Source organism: candidate division WOR-3 bacterium (genome assembly GCA_039804025.1).
Classification (GTDB): domain Bacteria; phylum Hydrothermota; class Hydrothermia; order Hydrothermales; family JAJRUZ01; genus JBCNVI01.
The window spans coordinates 65,641-92,187 of record JBDRZP010000006.1; the positions used below are offsets into that span (position 1 = coordinate 65,641).

General features: G+C 30.0%; 26 protein-coding genes and 1 tRNA gene. 10 read left to right on the forward strand and 17 right to left on the reverse strand.

The genetic code is table 11. The features are described from left to right. Window positions 1–20 precede the first annotated feature (20 nt). From ABIN73_03480 to ABIN73_03505, 6 genes are read right to left on the reverse strand one after another with little or no spacing between them, the layout of a single operon-like run. Entirely contained in the window at window positions 21–263 is a 243-nt protein-coding gene (locus ABIN73_03480; protein MEO0268784.1) for a DUF2905 family protein, read from the reverse strand. After that, window positions 260–1,186 carry a methionyl-tRNA formyltransferase gene (fmt, locus tag ABIN73_03485; protein MEO0268785.1) on the reverse strand — a complete coding sequence of 309 codons (927 nt, stop codon included), beginning with the start codon at window positions 1,184–1,186 and terminating at the stop codon, window positions 260–262. The genes ABIN73_03480 and fmt overlap by 4 nt, the downstream gene beginning before the upstream one ends. Before the next feature lie 44 nt (window positions 1,187–1,230). After that, window positions 1,231–1,758, reverse strand: coding sequence for a peptide deformylase (gene def / locus ABIN73_03490; GenBank protein ID MEO0268786.1), 528 nt, complete (start codon window positions 1,756–1,758; stop codon window positions 1,231–1,233). After that, a complete protein-coding gene (gene yajC / locus ABIN73_03495) occupies window positions 1,742–2,077 on the reverse strand; it encodes a preprotein translocase subunit YajC (GenBank protein MEO0268787.1) in 336 nt (111 codons plus the stop codon). Before yajC ends, def begins: the two co-directional genes overlap by 17 nt. Further along, window positions 2,067–4,823, reverse strand: a complete 2,757-nt coding sequence (locus tag ABIN73_03500; GenBank protein ID MEO0268788.1) for a hypothetical protein — start codon at window positions 4,821–4,823, stop codon at window positions 2,067–2,069. The genes yajC and ABIN73_03500 overlap by 11 nt, the downstream gene beginning before the upstream one ends. Beyond that, on the reverse strand, window positions 4,816–5,709 hold the full coding sequence (locus ABIN73_03505) for a M23 family metallopeptidase (GenBank protein ID MEO0268789.1): 894 nt from the start codon (window positions 5,707–5,709) through the stop codon (window positions 4,816–4,818). The genes ABIN73_03500 and ABIN73_03505 overlap by 8 nt, the downstream gene beginning before the upstream one ends. A 93-nt stretch (window positions 5,710–5,802) precedes the next feature. Between ABIN73_03505 and rplM the strand changes: the two genes are divergently transcribed. From rplM to ABIN73_03535, 6 genes are read left to right on the forward strand one after another with little or no spacing between them, the layout of a single operon-like run. After that, a complete protein-coding gene (rplM, locus tag ABIN73_03510) occupies window positions 5,803–6,246 on the forward strand; it encodes a 50S ribosomal protein L13 (GenBank protein ID MEO0268790.1) in 444 nt (147 codons plus the stop codon). Window position 6,247: 1 nt separating this feature from the next. Further along, entirely contained in the window at window positions 6,248–6,637 is a 390-nt protein-coding gene (gene rpsI, locus ABIN73_03515) for a 30S ribosomal protein S9 (GenBank protein MEO0268791.1), read from the forward strand. Continuing rightward, window positions 6,591–7,328 (forward strand): 30S ribosomal protein S2, encoded by a 738-nt coding sequence (rpsB, locus tag ABIN73_03520; protein ID MEO0268792.1) that lies wholly within the window; start codon window positions 6,591–6,593, stop codon window positions 7,326–7,328. The genes rpsI and rpsB overlap by 47 nt, the downstream gene beginning before the upstream one ends. Continuing rightward, entirely contained in the window at window positions 7,329–7,928 is a 600-nt protein-coding gene (tsf, locus tag ABIN73_03525) for a translation elongation factor Ts (protein MEO0268793.1), read from the forward strand. It begins immediately after the preceding gene. 14 nt (window positions 7,929–7,942) lie between these two features. Continuing rightward, on the forward strand, window positions 7,943–8,647 hold the full coding sequence (gene pyrH, locus ABIN73_03530) for a UMP kinase (GenBank protein MEO0268794.1): 705 nt from the start codon (window positions 7,943–7,945) through the stop codon (window positions 8,645–8,647). Beyond that, a complete protein-coding gene (locus tag ABIN73_03535) occupies window positions 8,616–9,260 on the forward strand; it encodes a lysophospholipid acyltransferase family protein (protein ID MEO0268795.1) in 645 nt (214 codons plus the stop codon). Before pyrH ends, ABIN73_03535 begins: the two co-directional genes overlap by 32 nt. On the opposite strand, the gene ABIN73_03540 is transcribed toward ABIN73_03535, so the two are convergent. Beyond that, window positions 9,251–10,471, reverse strand: coding sequence for an IS110 family transposase (locus ABIN73_03540; GenBank protein ID MEO0268796.1), 1,221 nt, complete (start codon window positions 10,469–10,471; stop codon window positions 9,251–9,253). The genes ABIN73_03535 and ABIN73_03540 overlap by 10 nt on opposite strands. A 261-nt stretch (window positions 10,472–10,732) precedes the next feature. Here ABIN73_03540 and ABIN73_03545 point away from each other — a divergent pair, with 261 nt between their 5' ends. Both ABIN73_03545 and ABIN73_03550 read left to right on the forward strand, forming a co-directional pair. After that, window positions 10,733–13,123 carry an insulinase family protein gene (locus tag ABIN73_03545; protein MEO0268797.1) on the forward strand — a complete coding sequence of 797 codons (2,391 nt, stop codon included), beginning with the start codon at window positions 10,733–10,735 and terminating at the stop codon, window positions 13,121–13,123. Between the two features lie 65 nt (window positions 13,124–13,188). Continuing rightward, the gene (locus tag ABIN73_03550; GenBank protein MEO0268798.1) at window positions 13,189–13,815 is read left to right on the forward strand and encodes a hypothetical protein; all 627 of its coding nucleotides are present in this window, start codon (window positions 13,189–13,191) and stop codon (window positions 13,813–13,815) included. Here ABIN73_03550 and ABIN73_03555 read toward each other — a convergent pair. The 9 genes from ABIN73_03555 to dapF are packed head-to-tail and all read right to left on the reverse strand — an operon-like array spanning window position 13,796 to window position 24,799. Then, entirely contained in the window at window positions 13,796–14,650 is an 855-nt protein-coding gene (locus ABIN73_03555) for a glycosyltransferase family 2 protein (GenBank protein ID MEO0268799.1), read from the reverse strand. The two genes, ABIN73_03550 and ABIN73_03555, sit on opposite strands and share 20 nt — an antisense overlap. After that, a complete protein-coding gene (locus tag ABIN73_03560) occupies window positions 14,647–17,220 on the reverse strand; it encodes a UvrD-helicase domain-containing protein (GenBank protein ID MEO0268800.1) in 2,574 nt (857 codons plus the stop codon). The genes ABIN73_03555 and ABIN73_03560 overlap by 4 nt, the downstream gene beginning before the upstream one ends. A gap of 6 nt (window positions 17,221–17,226) precedes the next feature. Then, window positions 17,227–18,504 (reverse strand): cyanophycin synthetase, encoded by a 1,278-nt coding sequence (locus ABIN73_03565; GenBank protein MEO0268801.1) that lies wholly within the window; start codon window positions 18,502–18,504, stop codon window positions 17,227–17,229. Window positions 18,505–18,507: 3 nt separating this feature from the next. Further along, window positions 18,508–19,227 (reverse strand): undecaprenyl-diphosphate phosphatase, encoded by a 720-nt coding sequence (locus ABIN73_03570; protein ID MEO0268802.1) that lies wholly within the window; start codon window positions 19,225–19,227, stop codon window positions 18,508–18,510. 4 nt (window positions 19,228–19,231) lie between these two features. Further along, window positions 19,232–19,933: a chemotaxis protein CheW gene (locus tag ABIN73_03575; protein MEO0268803.1), complete on the reverse strand. Its 702-nt coding sequence runs from the start codon at window positions 19,931–19,933 to the stop codon at window positions 19,232–19,234. After that, a complete protein-coding gene (gene hslV / locus ABIN73_03580; GenBank protein MEO0268804.1) occupies window positions 19,930–20,457 on the reverse strand; it encodes an ATP-dependent protease subunit HslV in 528 nt (175 codons plus the stop codon). The genes ABIN73_03575 and hslV overlap by 4 nt, the downstream gene beginning before the upstream one ends. An 18-nt stretch (window positions 20,458–20,475) precedes the next feature. After that, window positions 20,476–22,875, reverse strand: a complete 2,400-nt coding sequence (locus ABIN73_03585) for a prolyl oligopeptidase family serine peptidase (protein ID MEO0268805.1) — start codon at window positions 22,873–22,875, stop codon at window positions 20,476–20,478. Beyond that, window positions 22,872–24,029: a Glu/Leu/Phe/Val dehydrogenase dimerization domain-containing protein gene (locus ABIN73_03590; protein ID MEO0268806.1), complete on the reverse strand. Its 1,158-nt coding sequence runs from the start codon at window positions 24,027–24,029 to the stop codon at window positions 22,872–22,874. Before ABIN73_03590 ends, ABIN73_03585 begins: the two co-directional genes overlap by 4 nt. 2 nt (window positions 24,030–24,031) lie before the next feature. Next, on the reverse strand, window positions 24,032–24,799 hold the full coding sequence (gene dapF, locus ABIN73_03595; GenBank protein MEO0268807.1) for a diaminopimelate epimerase: 768 nt from the start codon (window positions 24,797–24,799) through the stop codon (window positions 24,032–24,034). A gap of 63 nt (window positions 24,800–24,862) precedes the next feature. On the opposite strand from dapF, the gene ABIN73_03600 reads away from it, so the two are divergent. Together ABIN73_03600 and ABIN73_03605 are read left to right on the forward strand one after the other, a co-directional pair. Next, window positions 24,863–26,161, forward strand: coding sequence for a citrate (Si)-synthase, eukaryotic (locus tag ABIN73_03600; protein MEO0268808.1), 1,299 nt, complete (start codon window positions 24,863–24,865; stop codon window positions 26,159–26,161). A 9-nt stretch (window positions 26,162–26,170) separates the two neighbouring features. Beyond that, window positions 26,171–26,246, forward strand: a tRNA-Arg gene (locus ABIN73_03605). Window positions 26,247–26,254: 8 nt separating this feature from the next. On the opposite strand, the gene ABIN73_03610 is transcribed toward ABIN73_03605, so the two are convergent. Next, window positions 26,255–26,547 (reverse strand): hypothetical protein (locus ABIN73_03610; protein ID MEO0268809.1); only part of this gene is annotated, 293 nt, incomplete at its 5' end.

The window sequence follows — 26,547 nt, forward strand, 5'->3', positions numbered from 1 at the left end:
TTATTATACCTTTTTATTTTTCATTTTTTCAAGAACCTAAAGAAGATATTCAAAATAAGTGTTAAAATTATTGAAAGGAGAATAGAACTACCGAGAGGGAAATAAAATTTAAAATTTTCCTTTTCAATTACTATATCAAGGGGAAGTTTTGGAATACTTTTTATTGTTTCAATCTTTGAAAGTAAGTAAAAAATAAATCCTATTCCTATAAAGAAAAATCCTAAAAAAATAAAAAATTTAAAAAATTCCTCAAAAATTTTCATTCTGCCCAGAAAGGATGATACCCTTGAACAAACTCACTTGCTGACATCTTCTTTTTTCCTGAAGGCTGGAGTTCAAGTATTTCCACAGCACCTTTCCCACATAAAACAAAGAGTCTTGAACTATCAACAATTATCTTACCTATAGGACCATTATAATCAGGAACTTCTCTAACTCTATATATTTTTATATACTTACCATCAAAATGAGTTCTTGCACCAGGATTGGGTGATAGAGCATGAATGTGTCTCATAACAAGAAAAGCATCTTTTTTCCAGTAAATCCAGAGTTCATCCTCCTCAATTTTTTTAGCATAAGAACTTTCTCCTTTCTGAGGTTTTGGTTTTATTTCCCCCTTTTTATACTTACTGTATATTTCAGGGAAAATGCTTATAGCCTTTTCAGCTATTATTGATTCTATTTCCCCTCTTGTTTTTTCTCCTATTTCAATTTTTTCCTGATAAATTATTTTCCCTGTATCTATACCTTCATCCATTATAAAAAATGTAAAACCTGTTTCTTTTTCTCCATCCATCATTGCTCTTTCTAAGGGAGCAGCACCCCTATACTTAGGCAAAAGGGAAGGATGAAGATTTATAGCTCCATTTTTGGGCAAAGAAAGAAGCTCCTTGCCAAGGATCTGACCGAAATCTGTTAAAAGAATAACTTCAGGTTCAAACTTCTTGAGCTCACTTAAAAGCGCAGGATGATTTACATCATAGGGTTGAAAAATTCTTTCTTTTTTAATACCATGCTGGATAGCAAGTTCCTTAACCGGTGGAGGTGTAACCTTTAAACCTCTCCCCTGAGGTTTATCAGGGGAAGTAACAATAACATCAGGCTTTAATCCATTTTTAAGCATTGAAACGAATACCTTGGCAGCAAATTCACCTGTACCAAAAAATATAAATTTACCTTCAAACATAATTATAATTAGATTTTTTAGAATATTAAGGGGGTCTAACCCATTTATACTTTAATTTTCTTTTCCCTTGTATAAAAGTTCTTTCTAAATTGAGCAATTAAAATTCTTTTTGTTTCCCGGTCAAGCCTATCCCAAAACAAAACTCCATTAAGGTGGTCATACTCATGAAAAATAACCCTTGCTAAAAGTTCTTCAGCTTTTAAATCTTTTTCTTCCCCATCTATATTTATATATTTTAAATGAACACCTAAAGGTCTTTCAACTTCCGCATAAATCCCTGGTATTGAAAGACAACCTTCTTCCATAACACTTTTCCCCCATATATCAATAATAACTGGGTTTATTACAATAAGCGGCTTTTCATTCTCACCAAGAACCTTTCCTGAAACAACAAATAGGGAAATCTTTTCACCCACTTGATTTGCAGCAAGTCCTGCCCCATCATAAAATTCCATTGTATCAATCATTTCCTGTGCAAGTTTTTTAATATATTCATTTATCTTTTTAACAGGTTCTGCTTTTTCTCTTAAAATTGGATCTCCATAATACCTAAGTTCAAGAACTTTTTTCAACTTCTTTTACCTCCCCTATTTTCTTTCTTATTGAATTTTTTTCAAATTTAATAAGTGTTCCAGGACCTGTCCTTAACATAACCTCACTATCATCTACCTTAACTACAGTTCCTATTATTCCACCAAGAGTTATCACTTTATCGCCTTTCTTTAAAGAATTTATCATTTTCAATCTTTCCTTTTCTTCCTTTTGCTGCGGTCTTATAAAAAAAAGATACATAAAAACAAACATAAAAATTAAGGGAAAAAGAAAAATAAAAAATGTAGCAAAAGGGTTTAAAGTATCTTTACCGGTTTGCGAAATTAAACTAAAAATCATCTCCAAAAGTTAACCACCATTGCCAGGATCCGTAAAGTTTTTGCATATCCCATTTTTTAGCAAAATCAAGTTTTAAATAAAAATATCCAAAATCAAATCTAAAACCTATACCTAAATCCATAAGTAAATCCTTAGTTTTATAATTTCCATCTACTTTTTCAATAAGTTTAAAATTTTTAAAATCTTCTCTGTTTCCAAGTAATATTGCTTCCATAAATAATACACTCCTTATACCTCCAATTTCAAATGGAAGGAATCCAATTCTTAATCTATCAAGAAAGGGAATTCTAAGTTCAAAAGTTCCATAAATAAACTCTCTGCCCCATTTTGAAAAAAGATCGTATCCCCTCATCATGTAAGGTGAACCAATAAAATATGTAATTACCCTCTCACTACCTTCTATTTGACCAAAAAGAAATCTTGAAGCAAAATTTGACCTTGGTGTTAGTCTAAAATATTTTCTAAAATCAGCTTGAATCTCATAATAATTATAGTCACTTGAAAGCCCCTTGGTGAATCCTACACCGAAAAATTCACCATCCTTACTTCCGTTATAAAATCGGAAACTTCTATCATATATATATAAAAGGATATAATCATAAACCATAAAGGTTTCAAAGGTAATTCTTTCAAGCCTGTAATCAATAAGATACCGTTCTCTGTAACCGATATTAAAACCTGTCTCTATCCTATTAAAAATATCTAAAGGATAGGATATAAAAAGATTTGTACCAAGGTCTCTATCAAGGGCATCATATCTTTCAGATAAAGCATAATAAGGGAAATATTGGTACAGCTGAAAGAAGTAATCAGTTCTGTGTTTAAGATAAAAAACCCTTAAATCCCAGTTAGAGTTTAAAATGTCCTGTGATAGTTCTGTGAAAAATTCAATAACCCAATTACCAGGAATATCTGAAAAACCTAAGGTAACTCCTCCAAAATATCCATAAAGTGGAAAATATCCAAATCCAGCAATCACCCAGTCCGGAGTTAAAGTAACTGTATAATTCTTGTGAGTATAATCAACTTCTTTAAATTTTATAACTTTTTCCTCATGCAAAGGTACTTTTTCAGGCTTTAAGGAAGATATATCATTTATAACAAAAATATCATAACCCCCTTTCCATAAAAGGGAAATAGAAAGAGAATTTAAGCCTTTTGAATAAGAAACATCATGTATATAGGTTGGGAAGTTAGTCAATCTGTAAAGAGAATCTTTTTTAATATCATAAAAATATAGGTTTCTTAATCCTTCTGGATCATCATATAAAAAATAAATCCTGTCTCCTTGAAGATAAGGGTCGTCAATTTTTCCCAGGTAAGGCGACAATCTTTTAAAATTTCCTTTTAAAGGGTTATAAGAGAAAACTGCATAACTACCTAATTTATCTTCATAATTTCTATCGGATATAAAAATAATCAAAGTGTCATTTATAAAAAGAGGATTTCTATCATCAAATTTATCTTCCATTAAGGAGATAATTTCACCTGTATGGACATTATATAAATAAAGATCAGAAAAACCATCCTTCAATCCTGTAAAAACAATTTTAGACTCATCAGGAGAAAAGGAAGGCTCGTACCCTGCATCAAGCTCACGAAGTTCTCTTTTTATCACAGTTTTTCTTCTTTCAGTATCATAGACAAAAAGAACATCACTTTTACCACCTGAAGTAATAAAAACAAGGTATTTCCCATCACTTGAAAAAGAAAGACCTGGTCTTACAAGATGTAAATTCTCAAGAGAAGGGTTTTTTTGACCCGAAATTATTTTTTTAGATTTTCTTTTACCTATGTAAGTGATATATATGTCAGTAAATCCGGTTTTATCAGAAATAAAGGCAATTTTTGAGCCATCAGGCGATATTGCACAACCTATATTTAAAAAACCTCCCTCTTCTGAATGAACCGTAATCTGTTCAGATATTTCATGTGGAAAATCATATTTTTTAAAATCATCATACAATTTTTCTTTCAAATACCATCTGAAATAATCTGAAAACCTTGAAAGATTCTGTCCAAAAGTTTTTTTAACATTTCTTTCAAAAGTTTTTGCTACAACAAAAGCTCTTACAAACTCTGAAACTTTTTCTTTTCCGTATTTTTCCTCTATAAATCTAAAAAACATTTCTCCTAATCTATAAACAATATACCCACCACTCATAGAAAATCTGTATAAATCTGGCAAAAGACTATTTATTAAGAGATCCCTTGTAAAACCCCTTGTTTCAGCATCTTCTTCTTTTGAAAGATATTCTGCAAGCCCCTCCATAACAAAAAGAGGAATTTCTGGAACATTTCCTGAAAGGAGATTCTGACCAACTTTTCCATAAAAAAGCTCATATTCAAAAACATGGGTTAATTCATGAACAAGAACATGCCTGAATTCTTCATAGGAACCATTAAAGGGAACAACAATCCTCTTTTTAAATATTTCTGTAAACCCTCCAACACCTTCAGGCAAAACTTCAAAAATTACATTGGTTTGCTTGAAATCATTCGGTGAATTATAAATTAAAACAGGTATTTTATAATTTATCTTTATCTGAAAAAAATTAGAAAAATCAGGGAAAACTTCCTCTAAATTAAAAGAAGCAAATTCTGCAAGTTTTTCTCCACCAGAATAATAATATATTTTAAAATGCTCTGTCTCAATAAATTTAAAATCAAAATCCTTATACTGTATTTTATTTATACCTGAAAATAAAACAAAAAGAGATAAAAGTAAAATTAATCTTTTAGTCAAAATAGAGATGGTCTGGTATTATATAATTTAAGGGGTTTATGGGTTTATTAAAAAGCTGAACCTCATAATGAACATGAACTCCTGTTGCTCTTCCTGTTGAACCCATTAAAGCAATTATTTCTCCCCTTTTAACACTTTGTCCAACCTGAACTAAAATTCTTGAATTGTGAGCATACTTTGTCTTAAATCCATTGCCGTGGTCAATCTCAACCGTGAGCCCATAACCCTCTTTCCACCCAGCAAAAACAACTCTTCCATTAGCAGTTGCCTGGACAGGAGATTGATAATTAGAAGAAATATCCACACCTTCATGAAGTTTTACCTTGCCTGTGAAGGGGTCTCTTCTGTATCCATATCCTGAAACTATCCATCCTGAACCTACAGGGGAAATAGAAGGCGTATGTTCAAGTTCTTTTTTCTTGTTCTCAACATAATTTTCCATCTCATTAATTTTCTTTTCAAACTCAGAGGCAAGATTTAACATATAATCAATTCTCTCTTCAAGAACCTTCTTTTCTTCACGAGGTAAAAGCTCTCCACCAATACCCATCTTTAATAAATCCTCTTCAAAAGGTTCAAGACCAGCATAGCTTCTTAATTTGTTTATTCTATCCACTAATTTTTCAATTTTACTTGTGAGAGAATCATTTTTAATTTTCATTATTTCAATTTTTTTAGAAAGAGTCTCATTTTCTTTTATGAGAAAATTGAGTTTATTTTTATCAATTTCGAAGTTAAAGAAATGGTAAAGTAAAACTGAATTAAGGATAAAAATTGAAAAGAAAGTGAATAGTAGAAACTTAATTAGAAAGGGACTAATAAAAACACTTCTAACTTTTCCATTACTCTCAGAGGGAATAATAGTAATTATAAATCCCTTTTTCATAATTTAAAATATAAAATAAAAAAAGAAGAAAAAGCAAAAAGATAAAAAAATTTGAAAAAGGGTCAAAAGGAATTGTATAATAAAACTTATAATATGGAAAAAATAACCCCAATGAGTTTTAAAACGGTGGAAAGGAAATGGCACCTTGTGGATGCCACAGGTCAAGTTCTTGGAAGAATGGCAACAAGGATTGCTCTTTTATTGATGGGAAAGAGAAAATCAGGGTATTCACCTCATCTTGATTTGGGAGATTTCGTGGTTGTTATTAATGCAGAAAAGGTAAAAGTAACTGGCAAAAAATTAAAAAATAAAATTTATTATCATCATTCAGGTTACCCTGGTGGATTAAAGCAAAGAACCTTTAAGGAATTACTTGAAAAACATCCAGAGAGAATAATAGAACTTGCAGTAAAGAGAATGTTACCCAAGAATAGGCTGGGAAGAAAGATGCTCAAAAGATTAAAAGTTTATAAGGGGCCAGAGCACCCCCATCAGGCACAAAAACCAGAGCCAATTGCATTAGAAAAATTAAAATAATATGAGTGAACTTATTTTAACTTCAGGTGGAAGGAAAACAGCGAGGGCGAGGTTAAGACTTCGCCCTGGTACAGGAAAAATATGGGTAAATGGAAAAAGACCCCTTGAATATTTTAAAAGAGAAGACCTTGTGATACACGCTTTCGAACCCCTAAAAGTTGTCCAAAAGGAAAAAGATTTTGATATTGCTGTAAAGGTTGAAGGTGGAGGCCTATCAGGACAAGCAGGAGCTATAAGGTTTGCTCTAAGCAGGGCTTTAGTAAAGTATAATGAAGGTTTCAGGGCTGTTTTAAAATCAAGGGGAATGTTAACAAGGGATTCAAGAATAAAAGAGAGGATGAAATATGGTCTCACCAAACGCAGGAGAGCTCATCAATACTCCAAACGTTAATATTAACATAGAAGAACTTTTACAGAACGGTGTCCATTTTGGACACAGGGTTTACAGATGGAATCCGAAAATGAAAGAATATATATACGGCAAAAAGGAAGGAATACACATTATAAATATTCACAAAACTCTCCAGAAATTAAAAGAAGCATTAGAATTTGTTGAAAAAAAGGGTTCTGAGGGAGCTATTCCACTATTTGTTTGCACAAAAAAACAGGGAAAAGAAATAGTTAAAGAATATGCGACAAAAGCAGGTGTTTATTATGTTGTTGAAAGGTGGCCAGGTGGTCTTTTAACAAATTTTGAAACAATTAAAACAAGAATTGAAAAAATGAGAGAAATTGAAAAGATGAAAGAAGACGGAAGGCTTGAGAAGTATCCTAAAAATGAAAAGCAAAAAATTTTAAAAGTATATGAAAAATTACATAAAAATCTTGGTGGTGTTAAAGATATGTTTGAACTGCCCCAGTTTTTATTTATTATAGACCCTGTTAAAGAGGAGTTAGCAGTAAAAGAAGCAAAAAAATTAAATATTCCTATTGTAGCACTTATTGATACAGACGGAAATCCTGAGATTATAGATTATCCTATCCCAGGAAACGATGATGCAATGAAATCAATAGAATATATAACAAGACTTATAACAGATGCTTATTTAAGAGGAAAGGCAAAATTAAAGGAGGAGGAATAAATGGCTGATATATCTCTTAATTTGATTAAAGAATTAAGAGAAAGAACCGGTGCAGGAGTTATGGATTGTAAAAAGGCTCTTCTTGAATCAAATGGTGATATTGAAAAAGCAGTTGAAATTTTAAGAAAAATAGGAATTGCAAAAGCAGAAAAAAAACTTGATAGGGAAGCAAAGGAAGGAATTATTGAGGCTTACATACACCCTGGTGCAAAACTCGGGGTTCTTGTTGAACTCAACTGTGAAACAGATTTTGTTGCAAAGAATGAAGAATTTATAAAATTAGCAAGAGAAATAGCAATGCAGATTGCTGCAATGAACCCGATTGCAGTAAAAAGAGAAAACATTCCTGTTGAAATAATTGAGAGAGAAAAGAAAATATATGAGGAGCAAGCAAGGGAAAGTGGAAAACCTGAAAACATAATTCAAAAAATAGTGGAAGGGAAAATGGAAAATTTTTATAAGGAAAAATGTCTTCTTGAACAGAGTTATATAAGGGATCCATCAATAACTGTCGGAGATTTAATTAAACAGTATATAACAAAATTTGGGGAAAATATAGTTGTTAAAAGATTTGCAAGATTCAGAATAGGTGAACAGTAAAAAAATAGACAAATTTGGAAAATAAAAGGATTTTATTAAAAATAAGTGGAGAAGTCTTAGGGGGAGGAAATTTTGGTCTTGATTCCGATTCTTTCCTTAAAGTTGCAGAAGAAATTAAAGAAATTCATGACCTTGGTTTTGAAATTGCAGTCGTTGTTGGAGGAGGAAACATAATAAGGGGAATTCAGAGTAAAAAACTGGGTATTGATAGAGCAACTGCTGATTATATGGGAATGGTTGCAACTCTTATAAATTCCCTTTACCTTCAAAGCATTCTTGAAAAAATGGGTAAAACAACAAGAGTTATGTCAGCAATTGAAATAAAACAGATTGCAGAACCCTATATAAGAAGAAGAGCAATAAGACACCTGGAAAAAGGAAGAATAGTAATATTTGCTTCTGGAACAGGAAATCCCTTTTTTTCAACAGATACAGCAGCTGCTTTAAGGGCAATTGAAATAGGAGCAAAATATTTTCTTAAAGGAACAAAAGTTGACGGAATTTATTCAGGTGACCCCATGAAAGATAAAAATGTTAAAAAGTATGATAGAATTGATTATGACACAATAATAAAAAATGACTTAAGAATACTTGATGCTTCTGCGGTTGCTCTATGCAAGGAAAATAATATTGAAATAATTGTTTTCAATATAACAAAGAGAGGAATGCTTAAAAAAGTTTTATTAGGTGAAAACCTCGGAACTCTGGTTACAAAATAATTTTTTTATAAGAACAATTCAGGGAGTTTTTGAAATAGTTTATTACTTTTATATAAAAACTATAAAATTCAAACAGATAGGAAATTTACCAGAGAAAAAAGCACTTTTCTGTTTCTGGCACAGAACTTTTTTCCCTCTAATTTACTTTTACAGAAATAAAAAAATAAGAATCTTAATATCAACTTCAAGGGATGGAGAACTTTTAATAAAACCCTTAAAAAAATTCGGATTTATCCCTGTAAGGGGTTCAAGTTCAAAACTGGGAGAAAAGGGGTTCAGGGAAATGATAAAAGCCTTAAAAAAGGAAAAACTTGCAGCAATCACTCCTGATGGACCAAAAGGACCAAGAGAGACTTTTAAAGAAGGGGCACTATTTATATCCTATCTCTCAAAAACCCCGATTTATCTTGTCGGAGTTGCCTTTAATAAAAAAATAGAACTTTCTTCTTGGGATAGATTTATGATTCCTTTACCCTTTTCAAGATGCACTGTGTATATTTCATCACCCATTTTTATTTATAATAAAAAAATGATAGATTCAGAACTTTTCACAAATCTTTTAAAAGAAGCAAATGATTTAGCACAAAAAAATTTAAAAAGGAGTCAACTATGAAAAATTGGAACCGAAATAGGAGGTGATTCAGGATGTGGGATATCGCAGAAAGAGTTTTTTCTTATAAGGAGAGTAAAGAGAATGCGCAGAAGTTTGTTTGCTGTAGCGATGATTGCTTTTTTATGTTTCATTCCTTCTTCTCTTTTTCGTTTGTAGTAGATGCGAAACATATTGGTATGGAGGATAGTACCCATTGTTATCTGCCAGAGGGTCCGTCGCAGATGTCGGTTGCCATGTTTGGAAATTTTGTATTGACCTTTGAACTTTCCAGATTCCTGGATAACTGGATCTATTCCACTTATGGCAATGACTTTTTTATAATTGGGCATAGCATTTATAGTAGGGATCTCGCTGATGAAACTCGCTGCGGTGAGTTCACCCATTCCTGGGATCGAGGTGAGTATTTTCATTTGTTCGGGGTAATTGTTTTTGGCCTCTTTAATGAGTTTTATTTTGAGACGGGAAAATTCTTCTTCCAGTTGGAAAAGTCTCCTTATAGAGCTTTTAAGTATCTCTTCCCGATTGGGGTCATCAATACTAATGGTATTATTACCAATTTCTATAATTTCTTCTGCAGTGAGTGGCAATTTGCGTCCTTTCTTTTGAGAAATTCTATTTATTATTATAGTGATCCTTTCTTCTCCCAGTTCTCTTGCGCATCTTGCAGAAGGGACTTCAAGGAGGAATTCAAGGAGTGTTTTAGTGAAGATATTGTATTTATGAGTCAGTTCAGTGAAGATATTAAATGTAATTTGTTTGATTTTGTTTTTAAGTTTAGCAATTTCTTGGGCGAGTTTTTCACATTCTCGTGCCAGAAGTTTTATGGTATCATAAGTGGTATCTTTTTTGATTTTGTCGGGGTTTCTGAGAAGATAGAGGGCGATTATTTTTGCCGAGATTTTATCAGTTTTAGTTTTTCTGAGGGTAGTGCTTTGGAGAAATTTTTTAATGAGCAAAGGGTTAATGAGTGTAACATTATAGTTTTTTTTATTCAAAAAGTGAAGGAGATTGATATGATAATTGCCGGTAGATTCCATCCCAATAGCAAGGTCTTGTGGGTTGCCCAGAGTATGGAGAAGAGAAAAGATTTCATTAAATCCTTCTTTATTTTGAGTGAATCTCTTTTGTTTGATAATTTTTTGTTCTGTGTCAATCACACACATGTCAATAGTATTAAGGGATACATCTATGCCAACAAAATATTTAGGCATGTTGTATCCTCCTTTTTTCCCGCTTTTTGCGGGTTAAAGATTGGAAACAGGATGCTTTCTCTCCCATCCTCCAGGGTGATTCGGGATCTATGTCCCAACCAACCTATTGGGGATGGAGAAAGCGAGGGACGGACTCCTTTACGGGCTCTTGGCCCAGGGAAAATGCCGTCCCCCTGTTTCCAATCTCTAAATTTCATTAATTCTTTAATCATATCTTCTAAAGTTATAAATTATATTCAAAATTTAACATAGGAGGTAAAAATGCTAAAATTTTTCCTTATCTCTTACATAACTTTAGAGTTTTCAAATGGACTTAAACTTATCTATGATAAAAGAGAAAAAAGTGATATATTCACATTTCTTGTTCTTGTAAATTCTGGAAGCTTTAATGAGGAAAAAGGCTGTGAAGGATTAACTCATTTCCTTGAACATATGTTATTTGATGGTAATGAAAAATTTTCAAGGGAAGAATTAAGAAAAAATTTTGATAAGTTTGGACTTTATGTTAATGCCTTTACAAGAGAAGATTACACTGCTTACTTTTTCTCAGGTCCTGATAAAAATTTTAAAGAAGGTATATACCTTTTATATTTAATGCTCTTTCAATCTAATTTTCCTGATAAGGAATTTGAAAAAGAAAAGGGTGTTGTGCTTCAAGAAATGTATCAGGACAGATCAAGAGAATATAACCTTATTAAAGAAAAAGTGGATTCAATAATTTATAAAGGGACAAATTATTCCCATCCTGTTATAGGTTATGAAAATACAATTAAAAATTTAAAAAAGGAAAAGGTTATTGAATTTTATAAAAAGTTTTATGTCCCAAATAATATGACAATTTTTGCAATGGGAGATATTGATGAAAAGGAATTAATTGATTTTTTAAAAAAAACCTTTGGAAATGAATTAACAAAGAAAATTATAATTGAGGAAAAGTTCCTGAGTTTAGAAAAATTTTGGGGTGAAAAAATATTTTTAGAAATTAAGGATATAAAAAACTCTTATATTTTTAAATATTTTGAAGCTCCGCCCCTTAATCATCCCTCATCTTTTTACTTTATTCTTTTAAATGAAATACTAAACTCAGATTTTGCTTTAAATAAACTGAAAGAAAAAAATAAAAAAATTTTGAATATATTATCAAGTTATGAATCAAGAAGGAAATTTGGAGTTTTTGGAATTAATTTAACCTTAAAAAGTTTAGAAAAAGATTCTATTTTTATGATAGAAAAAGAACTCGATGAATTCCTTAAAAGTTTCTTAGAAAATTTAAAAAAGGAGGATTTTGATAGAGTTAAAAATAAAATCTTAAAGGAAAAAATTTATGATGCACTTGATCCGGTTTACTCAGTATTTTATCTTACTGATTATCTCATATATGATGATCTTTATTTAAAAGATAAAATAATCAAAAGTATCAAAAACACAAATTTTGAAGATTTTTCAGATTTTTATAAAAATTTTATAAAAAATTCAAGAACAATTTTTGTTACACTTAAAAAAGAAGAGGAGGAAAGAAAAACCTTTCCTGAGGCAATTCATATACTTTTGAAAAACAGAATTTTATATGAACCTTATTCAAAAAACGGATTATCACAGGTTTTTTTCAGAGCTATTCTTAATGAAAAAATAAAAAAAATTATTGAAGAGGAAGGCTTTCAGGTTAAAACATACGATAATCCCTTTTTACCCTTTGATGATTATTATCACAGGAGAGATTTTGCTTATATAAGAATAACATTCCCCTCTGATAATAAAGAAAAAGTTAAAAAATTTTTATCAATTTTACTTAATCCAGAATTTGATACCCTTGATTTAAAAAAGGCAAAAAGCGATGCAATATTTGCAAAAAATATTTCACAGAATGACCCTTATGTCAGAGCATGGGAAGAATTTGAAAATAGATTGTTTAAAAATGAATTGAAAAGGTCTTTATATGGAGAAATATCTGAAATCGAAAGTATAGAAATTTCTGACCTTTATGAATATTCTAAAAAAATTTTAAATAAAGAAAATATGATAGTAACTTATGAATCAGAAAAAAAAGACAGTTTATTTGATAAGGAGATAAAAATTTTGGGTAAAAATACAGAAGGAGAAGAAATTGAATTGAATGATGAAATTTTTAATGATACAATTAAATTGAATTTAAAACAGAGTTATATAATTGGAGGTAGGGTTTTTAGTTTTAAAGATAGAAGGGAAATTTTAGATTATATTTCTCTTTCTCTTGTTTTAACAGATAGAATGCAGGAAATAATAAGAGAAAAAATGGGAGCATCTTATAGGTTATCCTCAGGAATTAAAATTTTTCCATCAAAAATTCTGTTTTATTATGAAATAGGTACTGATAAAGAAAAAATAAAAATTGTTGAGAAAACAATGGAAAATATCTTTGAGGACTTAAAAAGAAAGATTGATAAAGAAGAACTTGAAATTGCAATAAATTCTTTTGCTGGTAATATGACAAGAAGACTATCCAATCCTGAAACAAGAAGTTTTTACAAAGGTTTTTATATTTATTCAGGACTTTCTTACGATTTTGACAAATTTATGTTAGAAAATATTTTAAAGGTAAATTTAAAGGATATAAAAAGAATCACTCAAAAAGTCCTTACTTTTGAAGATTTTTCAAAGATTTATATAAAATAAATATATAAAAGGAGGCAGCCATGTTAAAAAAAATAATAATTTTCTCTATTCCAGGATTAATATTCTTGGGTTTCCAAGAAATAAAAGAAAAAGGAAACACTCCAAAACTATCTTGGACAGAAGGGCAAAGAGGATGGATTGAAGATGGATATAACCTTTGGACAGCTGTATTCCCTTTACCAAATTATAATGTAGGAATAGGAACATCAAATCCTTCTCAAAAATTAGAAGTAAATGGAAATATAAAAGCAAATTTAATTGCATCAGTTAGCGATGAACAAGTAAAAGTCTTAACCTTTACTCCAACAAGTGACATTGGTATCTCAAATACTTCTTTTGTTAAAATCCATCCTAACTTTTCAATCACCTTGAATCTTCCCACGTCGGCAAAGGTAATGATATTATTTTCACCACCCGTTGTTGTGGATGTAAATGCTGCCACTCAAATAATATTTGATATTGATATAAATAATGATAGAATCGGAACCGAAGGTAGTGGTATTTATATGCGAAACGCCACAGTTTCTGGTGCTTGGAATGTAAATTCACCTATTGTTCGTGTTACAACTCTTCAAGCTGGCACATATACAATAAGTCCTGTATTAAGAAGTTCATCAGGAGCAAATATTAATATCCGGTCAGCCACCACAAATTCAGGCTCTACAATGCAGATTACCGTAATTGTTTTATAAAAATTCTGAATAAAAACAATGAAATCAAAAAATATTTAAAGTTTTTTCTATTTTTTAAAGACTTTATAAGATAAAATAAAGGTAAAAGAATCCTTATAACAGGATAGAAATATCTTTGATGTTTTTTATAAAAAATGTAAAGAGAATTAACCCTGTGATAAAAAGCAAAATCACTTTCCCTATGAGTGGCACCAAATTTATGATAAACTACCCAATCTGGATAAAAATAAATATAAAAATTTTCCCTTCTCAACCTTCTTTCTAAATCCTCATCCTCCTTAAATAAAAAAAAGGATTCATCAAAACCCCCTATTTTTCTAAAAATTTTGGAAGGAACAATAAAACAGGCACCGGGATAACTTTTCACACACTTACTTTTTATTCTCCTTTTATTCTTACTATTTATAAACTTATCATACCCCATCAAATACATAAGAAAGCGAAACCCATATTCCATATCCCTTATTAATACCACCTTTTCCCCTTTTTCATTAATAAAAAGTGGAACTAACATAGACACCCTCTTATTGCTCTTTATAAAATCTAAAGCCTTTTTAAACCCCCTTATAAACTTTACATCAGGATTTACTATAAGTAAATATTCCCCTTCACTTTCTCTTACCCCTATATTTACAGCCTTTCCAAACCCAAAATTTTTTTCATTATTTATAACTTTTAAATTATCATAACCATTAAAAGAAAGCACCTCCTCTGGTGAATTGTTAACAATTATTATTTCACCTTCCTTTTTTATCACTTCTGGTAAAGTTTTCAAAAGCTCCTCTATTAAATTTTTTGAATAGTAATTTACAATGATTACTGAAATACTTTTCATGTAATTATCATCTCCTCAATAAATTTTGAGGGTAAAAGTTTTCTTCCAAATTTTGTTTTTGGTCTTGTTATAAAAACTTTTTCACAACTTCTTGTTAATGCTACATAAAAAAGTCTCCTTTCCTCATCCAGTTCTTTTCTGTTACTTAAACTCTGGGGCTTTGGAAAAATTGTTTCTGCCATTCCTGTTATAAAAACTACATCAAATTCAAGTCCCTTTGCACCATGAATTGTTGAAAGAAAAACTCCACCTTCCTTTGTATCAGTTTCAAGATTTTCTAAAACTGAAAAAGAATCTAAAAATTTTTTTACTTCACCTTCCCTATACTCTTTTAATAAAAAGAAAAGCTCTTCAATTATCTCCCTTTCCTCTTTTTCTTGGTCTTGAGGTAAATTTTTTAAAAATTCATAAAACTTTATTTTTTCAAGAAATTCATTCACAATTTCAAGGGGTCTCTTATTTAATTTCTCCCTTATATGTTCCTTCCATAGCTTTAAAACTTCCTCATCAATCTTTTTATCACCTAAAAAAAACTTTATTGCCATATTAAAAGGTGTTTTTTTTCCTGTTACCAATGATTCAAGATAACTTATAATTGCCCTTACGATCCCCCTTACATAAAATCTTGATTTACCCTGAATATTGTAAGGGATGTTTTCCTTTTTAAAAATTTCCTGAAAATTTTTAAGATAAAAGGAATACCTTGAAAGAACTGCTATTTTTTCTTCCTTTATTCCTTCAGAAAACAAAAGTTTAATTTGTCCTGCAACAAATTTTGCCTCATCCTTTTCATCTTCAGCATGATATATAAATACTCTCTGTCCTTTTTTTTCCGCTGGTACAAAGAAAATTTCTTTTCTATTTTTTATTTTTGATAAAATTTTTAAACCAGCTTCGTAAATCTGTTCAGGTATCCTGAATGACTTTGTAAGATAATATATTTTGGGATTTTCAAAATACTTGTAAAAATTAATTATAAATTCATTAGATGCGCCCCTGAAACTGTAAATGGCCTGATCCTCATCACCAGTTGCAAAAAGTGAGCCCCCTTTTTCTCTTAATTTTTTTAAAAGAGAAACTTCCCCAAAGGTTAGGTCCTGAAATTCATCAACAAGTAAATGTTTTATTGATTGAGTAAATCTCTCTTTTAAATCATCGTAATTTTCAAGAAGTAAATTAGCATAATAGATAAGGTCATCGTAATCTAAAAGATTATTCTCCTTTAAGGTCTCTGAGTATCTTTTATAAACAATACCACATCTTCTCTGCCACGCATAATCTGATCTTAAAAGGTCCTGGTAACTTAAAAGATTTGCTTTTGAAATTGAAATTGTCTTCATTATTTCCTCCAGCTCTATCTGTGATATATCAGGAAACATATTCTTAACTATTTGAAAACTCTCACTCCTTGTTAAAATCTTAGTTTTTTCCATATCAAAACCAATTCTTGAACCACCTACATAAAGAACCTGTAAAGCAAGATTGTGCATTGTTCCGATGTTTAAGGATAAATACTCTTTCTTTGAAAGCAAAAGGGAAAGTCTTGACCTTATCTCCTCAATTCCCTTTCCTGTAAATGTTGTTATAATAATTTCCTCAGGTTCAATTTTTTTAATCTCAATTAAATAAGCTGCCCTCCTTATCAAACTTACAGTTTTCCCTGTTCCTGCTCCACCTTTTACAAGAATAAACCTTTCTTCTGATGTAACAGCATCTTTTTGCTCCTCAGTAAGATCTTCTAAGATACTTTTTTTCTTTTCACTTATTTTAACCTCTAATAAGGGACTCACTGAAACTTTAAAATCACCTTCAATAGCCCTTAACATCTCAATTGCACTTTTAAACCTTTTTTCAGGTTCAGGATTTAAAGCCTTTTCAATAATTTTCTTTAAATTTTCACTAACATTTTCCTTTATTTTTGGATAACTTCCTTTTCTTATCTTTTCCCTTATTTCATCAAGAGTTCTACCCTGAAAGGGAGGAAAACCCATAAAACATTCATACATAATTGAACCTATAGCAAATATATCTGTTCTTTCATTGTAATTACCCCTCCATCCCTCTGGAGCAAGGTATAAAGGTGTTCCCACAACTTGCCCGGAAACTTTCTCCTGAAAAATCATAGCAAGTCCAAAATCAGATATCTTTGGCTCAAATTCCCTTGTTAAAAGTATATTTTCAGGTTTTAAATCTCTATGAAGCACTTTCTTTTTATGTGCATAATCAAGGGCAAGTAAAACTTTTTTAAAAATATCAATTACAAGATCTTCCTTTAATGGCGCTGATTTTATAAGATTTCTTAAAGATGAACCCTCAACATACTCCATTGTCATTATTAAATTGTTATCAATAATATCAACGGAATAAAATCTAACTATATTTTCATGAAGAAGTTCTGAAAGAATCTTTGCTTCTCTTTTTAAAATCTCCCATTCCTCTTCTTTTATTCTCGGTATTTTAATTGCAAAAAGTTTATCAATTAAAGTGTCTTTTGCAAGGTAAACATCACCAAAAGTTCCACCACCGAGCCATTTCAGAATCTCATACTTACCGAGTTTCTTTGAAAGCATCCTATATTATAACCTATTCTCAATTATAAATCTTTTTGCAAGCTCAACAAGATAAAAGGAACCTGTTAAAAGTATAAAAGAATTTGAATCAGAGTTTTCAAAGGAAAATTTAAAGGCGTCAAAAGCATCTTCAAACTTTAAAATTTTTTTGAAATTTAATGTTTTAGCAATTTCATATAAAGTATCAGGGTTTTCCCTTCTCGGTATATGTGATTGAGTTAAAATAAGGCACTTAGGCTCAAGTCCCTGTAAAATTTCAAGCATTTTCTTTATATTTTTGTCTCTATTAGTCCCGAAAATTAAAAATCTGGGTTTACTTTTTATTATCTTTCTTACATTCCTTGTAACAGCTCTTAAAGAAATTGGATTATGGGCACCATCTACTATAAAAAAAGGATTATCATGAATCTTTTCAAATCTTCCAAAAAGTTTAAATTTTTTAAAATCATAACACTTAATATTGTTTAAATATAAATAGATAAAAGCAAGGGAAGCATTTATTGCCTGAAAATCACCTATCATAGAAGTAAAAATATGATGCCACCTCGTATCAAAATAAATCTTAAAATATGTTCCTTTTTCAGAAAGTTCTAATATTTTAAAGGGAATTTTTATACCAAGAAGAAAAACTTCACTTTTAACCCTTTTTGCCCTTTCTAAAAGAACATAAAGCACTTCCTTAGGTTGGGGTGATATTATTGAGTATTTTCCCTTAATAACAAAACTCTTCTCATAGGCAATTTTACTTAAGGTGTTTCCAAGAACATGTTCATGGTCATAACTTATAGGTGTTATTATTGAAAAATCTGCTGGAGTAGCATTAACTGCATCAAGTCTTCCACCAAGACCAATTTCTAAAACATTATAAAGAGTTTTTTTATCCTTAAAAAATAAGAAAGCCATAACTGTAAGAGCTTCAAAATATGTTAGATTAATTCCACTTTCAATTTTTTCTTTTATTTTTAAAACATAATACACAAAATCCTCTTCAGATATATCATTTTCTCCTATTCTTATCCTTTCTCTTACATTCATAACATGGGGAGAAGTGTATAACCCAGTATTAAAAAAATTATTTTCTAAAAGACCACTTACAATGTGATGGGCTGTGCTCCCCTTTCCCTTTGTTCCTGCTATAATACATGTATTTTTAAGGTAATTCTGAGGATTATCAAATTCCTTTAAATTTTCAATAAACCTTAAAAAATCAAAATCATTTTTTGGAGTTTTTTTCTCATAATTTATTAAAGATTCAAGAAAAAGATTTGCTTCATTAAAATTCATTTTTTATCTTAAAAGAAAAAAAGAAAAAATTGAAAGAATTATAGTGTAAATTCCAAAAAGGGAAAAAAGTTTCTTTTTTATTGAACCTTCAAGTAAAAAAAGTGCAATAAGACCTGATAAGAAAGCAAAAATGAATCCTGCTAAAGAAGGTAAAAGCTCAAGATATTTTAAATCTCCTATTTCAAGAATAAAGGCACCTAAAACAAGGGGTAAATACATATAAAAGGAAAATTCAAAACTTTCCTTTGGATTAATATTTAAAAGAAGGGCTGTGGTAATTGTAATTCCAGACCTTGAAATTCCGGGTAAAAGAGCAAAAATCTGCATAACACCGATTAAAAAAGCCTTTTTATTATCTATACCTTCTCCACCTTCCCTTATTCTTGAAGATAAAAGGTAAAAACCATTTAAAAGAAAAAATAGAAATAAATATTGGGGGTCTTCAAAAAACTCTTTAATTTTATTTCTAAATAGAAGGGCAAATAAAGAAGCAGGTAAAATCCCTAATAAGATTTTAAACCAATTTTTTAAATAATAATTTATAAGCCTTTTCCTAAAATATACTATTACCGAAAAAAATGTTGCAAGATGAAAAAGGGTTTCAATACCTATACCCTTTAAATTGAATTTAAACAATTCCTGTAAAAAAAGAAGATGACCTGAGGAAGAGATAGGTAAAAACTCTGTTATTCCCTGCAAAAAACCAAGTGCTATTTCTTTCAATTTTTTATTCCTTCTTTTCCACTAACTTTATAACATCTATAAGGGGAACAAGTTCTTTATCAATAAGAATTATTTTTTTAAAAATTTCCTTATTAAGGTCATAAGGGACTTCAAGTAATTTCACATCCCTTTTTTTATAAATTCCCTTCACTTCACCTACTCTAAGGAAAAAACTTTCTTTTTTATCTTTCTTTTCAATAAAAATAAAGGAATAAGGCTCTTTTTCCTCTTCAATATTTAAAAGTTTAGAAAAGGAAATAACAGGTATTATTCTATCCCTAAAATTAGCCATACCTATAGCATAAGATGGTAAATCAGTTGCTTCAAAAATTTCTAAACCAGTTATAACTTCTGATGCATCCTGAGTGTAAATTGCGTAGTTTTCACTTCCTGACCTGAAAATTAAAAATTCTTCATCTTTAACTTCCTCCACTTCTACAATTGCCTCGGGTAATTCTTCTTTTATTTCCTCGGGTTTCACTTCAAAATTCTTTTCTGGCTTAAATCCCGGTTCCTGTAATTCTTCTTTTTCAACTATTTCTTCTTTTTCCTCAATTTTTTTCTTTTTTATTTTCTTTTTTATTTTCTTTTTTGTAGTTTTTTCTTCTATTTCTTCTTTTATAGGTGTTTCCTTTTTACTTCCCTCTGTTTTTTCTTTAAAAAAATCGAGAAATTTTTTGTAGCTTATTTCCTCTTTATCTTTCATAGTTCTAAAATTGTAAAATTTTCATTTGTGTAAATGCATATTTCAGCAGCAATTTTAAGGGCTTCTTCAACAATTCTCTTTGGTTCCAAATCAGTATGTTTTAAAAGAGCAAGGGCAGCAGCTCTTGCATAAGGAGCACCAGAACCAATAGCAACTATTCCATATTCAGGTTCAACAACTTCACCGTTTCCAGAGATTATAAGAGCCTTTTCTTTATTAATAACAGCAATAAGTGCTTCAAGTCTCCTCAAAAATTTATCTTGCCTCCATTTCCTTGCCAGTTCAACGGAAGCTCTCATAAGGTCTCCTTTAAATTCTTTTAAATTTTTTTCAAGATTTTCAAAAAGGGTATAGGCATCAGCAACCGCACCAGCAAATCCCACAAGGACCTCTCCATTATATATTTTCATTACCTTTTTTGCCTTATGTTTTAAAATTGTTTCTCCAAAGGTAACCTGCCCATCAGCCCCTATTACTGCCTTACCATCTTTTAAAATGCCTAAAACAGTTGTAGAATAAATCATATTTAATTTTAATAGTTATTATTCAGTAAAGGCAATTTCATCAAAATCATTATAATTTTTATTCCATAAAAAGAAGAAAAGACCTGAAAAACCCTTTGTCTTCAAATCATAAGGATTTTTAATAAAAATTCCATCGGGTAATCCAGTACCTGAAACAAAGAGGGGAAGTCTAAAAACTTCTTTTAAATCTTTTACATCTGAATAAATTATAAAAAGACCCATATTATAAGAAAAGGGATAAAGGGGATAAATAAAAATTAAAAGACCATCAATGATTTTTTTATTTTTGAATAAATCAAAAGGCAAAATTTTTAAAATCTCTTTAACCCTTCCACTAAATTCATCCCTTTTCCCTATTAAAATCAAATTGTAAAATAGAGATAACTTTTTATCAAATAAAGTATCAGGTAAAATTTTTACCTTTAAATTCCCCCTTGTAAGAAGAGAAAAAGAAAGATTTCTTGCTAAATGATAATTTTCAAAGGAATTTTTTTCCGTGCTAAAAACTATCAAAATTTTGTTACGCAAAATATTTTTTATAAGACCTGGATTTAAAGGAGTTTTTGAGGGCATCTTTAACTTAAATTCACTCACTATTTTCCAGGTTTTTCCTTTTAAAAAAATAAATTTATTTTTACCTTTTAACTCAAAAATTTTCCCATCTAAATTTATAAAAAATTTTTCAAAATTAAAATGTGATAAATCCATTTCAAAGGCATTAATATTTTCTGTTCTTATCAAAATGGTATTACCCTTTCTTTTTAATTTTAAAAAACCAGGATAAAAATATTTATCAGGATCTAAAATTTTTATAAAATAAAAGGAATTGTTAATACCAATATCGGAAAAATGAAATTCAAAAGAATCGGGCAGAATTCTCTTATTTCTCTTAATAAAATTTATAATTGTATCTGAATCTACACAATCAATACCCTCTGTATTTTCAATATCCCACCAGTGTCCCATATCACTTACTTCCCATAACTTTACCCTTATTTTATTTCTCTTTAAAAGATAAAACATAAATCTTGAGTGAAAAACTGGAACTGATTTATCTTCTGTTCCATGAACTATTAAAAAAGGAACATTTAAAGCATTTCTTATAAATTTTTGAATATCCTCCGAATATAAAACCCTTTCCCTTATTTTTATCTGAAGAGGGTCACCAAATAAACTTATTCCCTGCAAAAAATAAGGGACATAGGTTCTGAAGGATATCCAACCAGCCGATGGTACAATTGCGGCAAATTTATCAGCAAAATGAAAGCCTATAAAATAGGTGCCATGTCCCCCCATTGAGTGTCCTGTAAGATAAATTTTATTAGTATCAACATTAAAATTTTTCTTTACAAAATTGAAAACTTCAAGAAAATCTAAGGTTCCAAGATCTTGCCAGTCAAAACCAAAAGGTCTTCTATTTGTTGGAGAAATTATAAATAAAGAATCCTCCTCTTTATATGCTCTTACAAGATCAATTGCCTCAACACCTGCACCATGAAGAGAAAATATAACTCCCTTTTTATAATTACCTTTTACCTTGGGATATCTTATAGCAAAATAATTAACTCCATCATCAATTTTTGACTTAAATGTAATTTTTAAGGGCTCATCTCTTGATTTTATCGGTAAATAAAAATTTGTTATTGTGTCAAAGTTTTCACCTTTTAATCTAACAGATATTGTAAGAGTTTCCTTTTTAAAATTTTTATTTAATATTTTAAATTTTAAATCTTCATAAATAATTTCAAAGGGCATAAGATAATCAATTTCTTTTTTTTCTCCTTCAAGATTTTCACCGTAACCTTCTAAAATTAATTTTTTAAAAAATTTATCTTTGGGATTTATTATCCAGAAACCAATATAAAATTCATAAAGGGAATCTTTCAAGATAATAGGTAATATAGCCCATTCTTTATATACAAACGGATTTTCTGGAGCCTCTTTAAATGAAATCCTTACCTTTCCATACTCCTCTCCTGTTATAAGTAAAATTCTATATCTTTTTTCTTTTAAGTAAAGAGGAACTGGAACATTAGAATAAGAATAAGGATTTCCAATATAAGGAGTTGAATCAATATAAAATCTCGAGATTTTTTCAGGATATACAAGATAAAATCCTTCTTTAAAAAAAGTGTCAATATAAACATAACTTAAAGTGCTAAAACCAAAGCCATGATGCTCATATTCCCTTTTAATTTCAAGAGTATCAGAAGTGATAAAAATGTAACCATCTTTATCAGGTTTTACCTCTCTCCAGAAAATTTTTCCTTTTTTTGAAAGGGTTGTATAGAAGGTATCCTTTAAAGAAATTACATATTTTTCTTCACCCTTCGGTAAAAGAAAATCAGGTGAAGATTCACGGGGTGCTATTTGAAAAGGTGTAAGTATGTAAATTTTTAAAAATATAAAAAATATCATACTCCTTTCATTGATAACACTTTCGCATATCTGAGTAAAGAAATCATAAAACCTGAAAATTTTAGAGATTTATTTTTTGCTACACTATAGGCGTAAATATCAGAAAAAATATTTTTTAAAATGCTTCCGTATAATTCAAGATTATCTTTTGTAATAAAATTTACATTTTTCTTTATTGCTTCAATAGAATTAATAAGTGCAAAGGGTAAAACAGAAATAATATCAGGAATAATTTTCTTTTCCTTTGATAACATTTCATAAATTTCATAATTAATTCCTGATGGGGCAATTTCAATAATAACTTTTGCTTTAATTTTATCAAAATTATTTTTATTGATTACATTTGAAGGTCCTGCCAGAATTAAAATATCACACTCCCTTTCAAGAAACTCAGCATTTGTTAATCTTTCACCCTTAATTTCTGAAATTTTTCCTTTATTCTTTTTAATTTCAATAACCTCATCAAAGTTTAAAGAATCTGAAAATATTGCACCCTTTGTATCTGATAAACCCATTACTTTAGCATCTTTTTCTTTCATAACTTCGAAGAATAAAAGTGAAACTTTACCAGAACCCTGAATCAAAACTTTTTTATCCCTATAATCAAAGTCCTCTATTTCAGAAAATTTATCCAAAATGATTTTAATTCCTTCTTTTAATATTTCCCTTCTATTAAAAAATCCTCCCATTTCAAAAACCTTAGCAGTAAAGTTCTCACAATAAATTTCATTTTCCTCATAACCCATTTCAGGATAAAAAATTTCTTTTTCATCCTTTAAAAAGGATATAAACTTTTCAGTTAAAAATTTTTTCATTTTATAATTTTTTATAAATTTTTCTTCAACTTCCAAACCTGCACTTAAACCAGAAAAGGGCATATTTAAAAGAAAATTTTGCCATGTAAAAAAGGAAGAAAGCATTTTTAATTCATCAAGAGAAATCCTACTTTTTATTCTTAAGGGTCCGATATGGGATGGTTTTATGGAGGAATGTATTACTTTCACACCTTTAAATAAATTTATTTTTCCTTCATATTCAAAGGGAATGTTTTGTATTGCTATAAATTCAGGTTCTAATATCAAATTTATAATTCCTTCAGGTAAGAGAGCTTCATTACAAACTTTTAAAAAATAATTCTTATATTCATCAAACATAATTAAAATTTTAAATCAATTTCTCCTTTAAAAGATAGTTTTACTTTTCCAATCAGGTATGTTCCTGATTCATTAAATTCAACTTTCAAAATATCTCCACCTTTTGTTAATATTTCAAATTGACTAAATCCATTTTTTAATTTTGTATAAAAGGCAGAAGCAACAGCACCTGTTCCACAGGATAAAACCTCATCTTCAACTCCCCTTTCATATGTTCTTATTTTAATTTTATTACCAGTTATTTCAATAAAGTTTACATTTGTTCCTTTAGGTTTAAAAAATTCGTGATACCTTAAAAATCTTCCTTCTTTCACAACATCAATTTTTTCTATTTCTTTTTCCTCTCTTATCAAATGGGGAACACCTGAATTTATAAGTGTGTATTCCTTTTCTGAGATTTTTAAATTTTTTAAAAATATAGGATTTATCATTTTAAGTTTGACATTATTTTTACCAAGGTATTCACCTTCATGTTCACCATCATCAGCAATAAAATTAAATTTTTTCTTTTTAGTTTTTAAATAATTTAAATAAATAAGGCATCTTGCACCGTTTGCACAAAATTCAGCTCTTCCTCCATCAGAATTATAATAAATCATTCTGAAGTCATAATTTTTATCCCTTAAGGAAAACAAAATCCCATCAGCACCAATTCCCCTTCTCCTTTCACATAAAAAGGGGATAAACTTTTCTATCTTTTCTGGTTTTATATTAATTGGAACTATAAAATCATTACCAGTTGCTTCCATTTTTAAAAATTTCAATTTCATTTAGAAATTATAAGAAATTTTGCTTTATAATTTATAATAATTTATTTAAAAAGGAGGGAAAAAATGTTAAAACAAACATTAAAGGAAAAAATAGAAAAAAGACAAAAAGAAGTAAAGGAGTTCAGGGAAAAATTCGGTAAAAAGGTAATCTCCGAGGTAACAGTTGATCAGGCTTATGGTGGAATGAGGGATGTAAAATGCATGGTATGGGAAGGTTCTCTTCTTGATCCCAATGAAGGAATAAGATTCAGAGGATATACCATACCTGAAGTTAGAGAAAAACTTCCAAAGGCAAAGGGAGGTAATGAACCACTTCCTGAAGGAATTTTCTATTTACTTTTAACAGGTGACCTCCCAAAAGAAGAAAATATTAAGGAAATTCAGGAAGAATTTAGGAAAAGGATGGAGGTGCCCTCTTATGTATTTGATGTTATAAAGAAGATGCCAAAAGACTCTCATCCCATGGTTCTCTTCTCAATGGGTATTCTTGCCATGCAGAAGGAATCAAAATTTACAAAGGCATACTGGGAAGGGATTCCAAAAACAAGCTACTGGGAATACTTTTATGAAGATACCCTTGATTTACTTGCAAGAATCCCTGTTTTAGCAGCATTTGTTTACAGATACTTATATAAAAAGGGAAAATTTATTAAGCCTGACCCTGAGCTTGACTGGGCTGCTAATTTTGCTCATATGATGGGTTATGATAATCCTGAGGTATACGAATTAATGAGGCTTTATATGGTTTTACACTGCGACCATGAAGGTGGAAATGTTTCAGCCCATACAGGACACCTTGTCGCCTCTGCTCTATCTGATGTTTATTATTCAATATCGGCTGCCATAAATGGACTTGCAGGACCTTTGCATGGACTTGCAAATCAGGAAGTGCTAAGATGGATTTTAAATCTTCAGGAAAAATTCAAAGGAGAGGAGATCACAAAGGAAGTTCTTGAAAAATATTGCTGGGATACAATAAATTCAGGACAGGTAATCCCTGGATATGGACACGCAGTTTTAAGAAAAACTGACCCAAGATATATTGCCTTTAGAGAATTTGCCTTAAAATATATGCCGGATGATCCAATTTTTAAAATAGTCTCAATGCTTTATGAGGTTGTTCCTCCCATTTTACAGCAGTTACAGAAAATAAAGGATCCTTGGCCTAATGTTGATGCTCACTCTGGTTGTGTTCTTTATCATTATGGAATTACAGAATTCCCCTTTTATACTGTTTTATTTGGTGTTTCAAGGGCAATAGGTATTTCAGTTCAATTAATATGGGATAGAGCTCTTGGTCTTCCTATTGAAAGACCAAAGAGTGTGACTCTTGAATGGTTGAAAGAAAATATAAAAGAATAAAATATTTCTGCGCCCGTAGCTCAACTCCGGATAGAGCGTCTCCCTCCGGAGGAGAAGGTTGTGGGTTCAATTCCCGCCGGGCGCTAATATTATTTAAGGTCCAATTTTTAAAGTTACAAAATTTTTAAAGTATAAATTAGCACAACTTTTAATATCTTCTGGTTTAACTTCATTTATTTTATTAATCATTGAATCTAAAAATTCTGGATTTTCTGCAATTACAAAAGACCTGAAAAGAGAAACAAGTACTCCATCAGTGGAGGCATTCTGTAAAAACCTATAAGTTCTAAAAAGATTGAGTGATTCCTTAATTTCCTTTTCTTTAACACCTTTTTCCTTTATTTCATTAACTTCTTTCATCATCAATTTCCAGGCTGAATCAGGGA

Bases quoted from the DNA above. Each gene is read 5' to 3' on its own strand.
- ABIN73_03480 (MEO0268784.1), bottom strand. From the start codon at position 263: ATGAAAATTTTTGAGGAATTTTTTAAATTTTTTATTTTTTTAGGATTT.
- fmt (MEO0268785.1), bottom strand. From the start codon at position 1,186: ATGTTTGAAGGTAAATTTATATTTTTTGGTACAGGTGAATTTGCTGCC.
- yajC (MEO0268787.1), bottom strand. From the start codon at position 2,077: ATGATTTTTAGTTTAATTTCGCAAACCGGTAAAGATACTTTAAACCCT.
- ABIN73_03505 (MEO0268789.1), bottom strand. From the start codon at position 5,709: ATGAAAAAGGGATTTATAATTACTATTATTCCCTCTGAGAGTAATGGA.
- rplM (MEO0268790.1), top strand. From the start codon at position 5,803: ATGGAAAAAATAACCCCAATGAGTTTTAAAACGGTGGAAAGGAAATGG.
- rpsI (MEO0268791.1), top strand. From the start codon at position 6,248: ATGAGTGAACTTATTTTAACTTCAGGTGGAAGGAAAACAGCGAGGGCG.
- rpsB (MEO0268792.1), top strand. From the start codon at position 6,591: ATGGTCTCACCAAACGCAGGAGAGCTCATCAATACTCCAAACGTTAAT.
- tsf (MEO0268793.1), top strand. From the start codon at position 7,329: ATGGCTGATATATCTCTTAATTTGATTAAAGAATTAAGAGAAAGAACC.
- ABIN73_03540 (MEO0268796.1), bottom strand. From the start codon at position 10,471: ATGCCTAAATATTTTGTTGGCATAGATGTATCCCTTAATACTATTGAC.
- ABIN73_03545 (MEO0268797.1), top strand. From the start codon at position 10,733: ATGCTAAAATTTTTCCTTATCTCTTACATAACTTTAGAGTTTTCAAAT.
- ABIN73_03555 (MEO0268799.1), bottom strand. From the start codon at position 14,650: ATGAAAAGTATTTCAGTAATCATTGTAAATTACTATTCAAAAAATTTA.
- ABIN73_03560 (MEO0268800.1), bottom strand. From the start codon at position 17,220: ATGCTTTCAAAGAAACTCGGTAAGTATGAGATTCTGAAATGGCTCGGT.
- ABIN73_03565 (MEO0268801.1), bottom strand. From the start codon at position 18,504: ATGAATTTTAATGAAGCAAATCTTTTTCTTGAATCTTTAATAAATTAT.
- ABIN73_03575 (MEO0268803.1), bottom strand. From the start codon at position 19,933: ATGAAAGATAAAGAGGAAATAAGCTACAAAAAATTTCTCGATTTTTTT.
- hslV (MEO0268804.1), bottom strand. From the start codon at position 20,457: ATGATTTATTCTACAACTGTTTTAGGCATTTTAAAAGATGGTAAGGCA.
- ABIN73_03585 (MEO0268805.1), bottom strand. From the start codon at position 22,875: ATGATATTTTTTATATTTTTAAAAATTTACATACTTACACCTTTTCAA.
- ABIN73_03590 (MEO0268806.1), bottom strand. From the start codon at position 24,029: ATGTTTGATGAATATAAGAATTATTTTTTAAAAGTTTGTAATGAAGCT.
- dapF (MEO0268807.1), bottom strand. From the start codon at position 24,799: ATGAAATTGAAATTTTTAAAAATGGAAGCAACTGGTAATGATTTTATA.
- ABIN73_03600 (MEO0268808.1), top strand. From the start codon at position 24,863: ATGTTAAAACAAACATTAAAGGAAAAAATAGAAAAAAGACAAAAAGAA.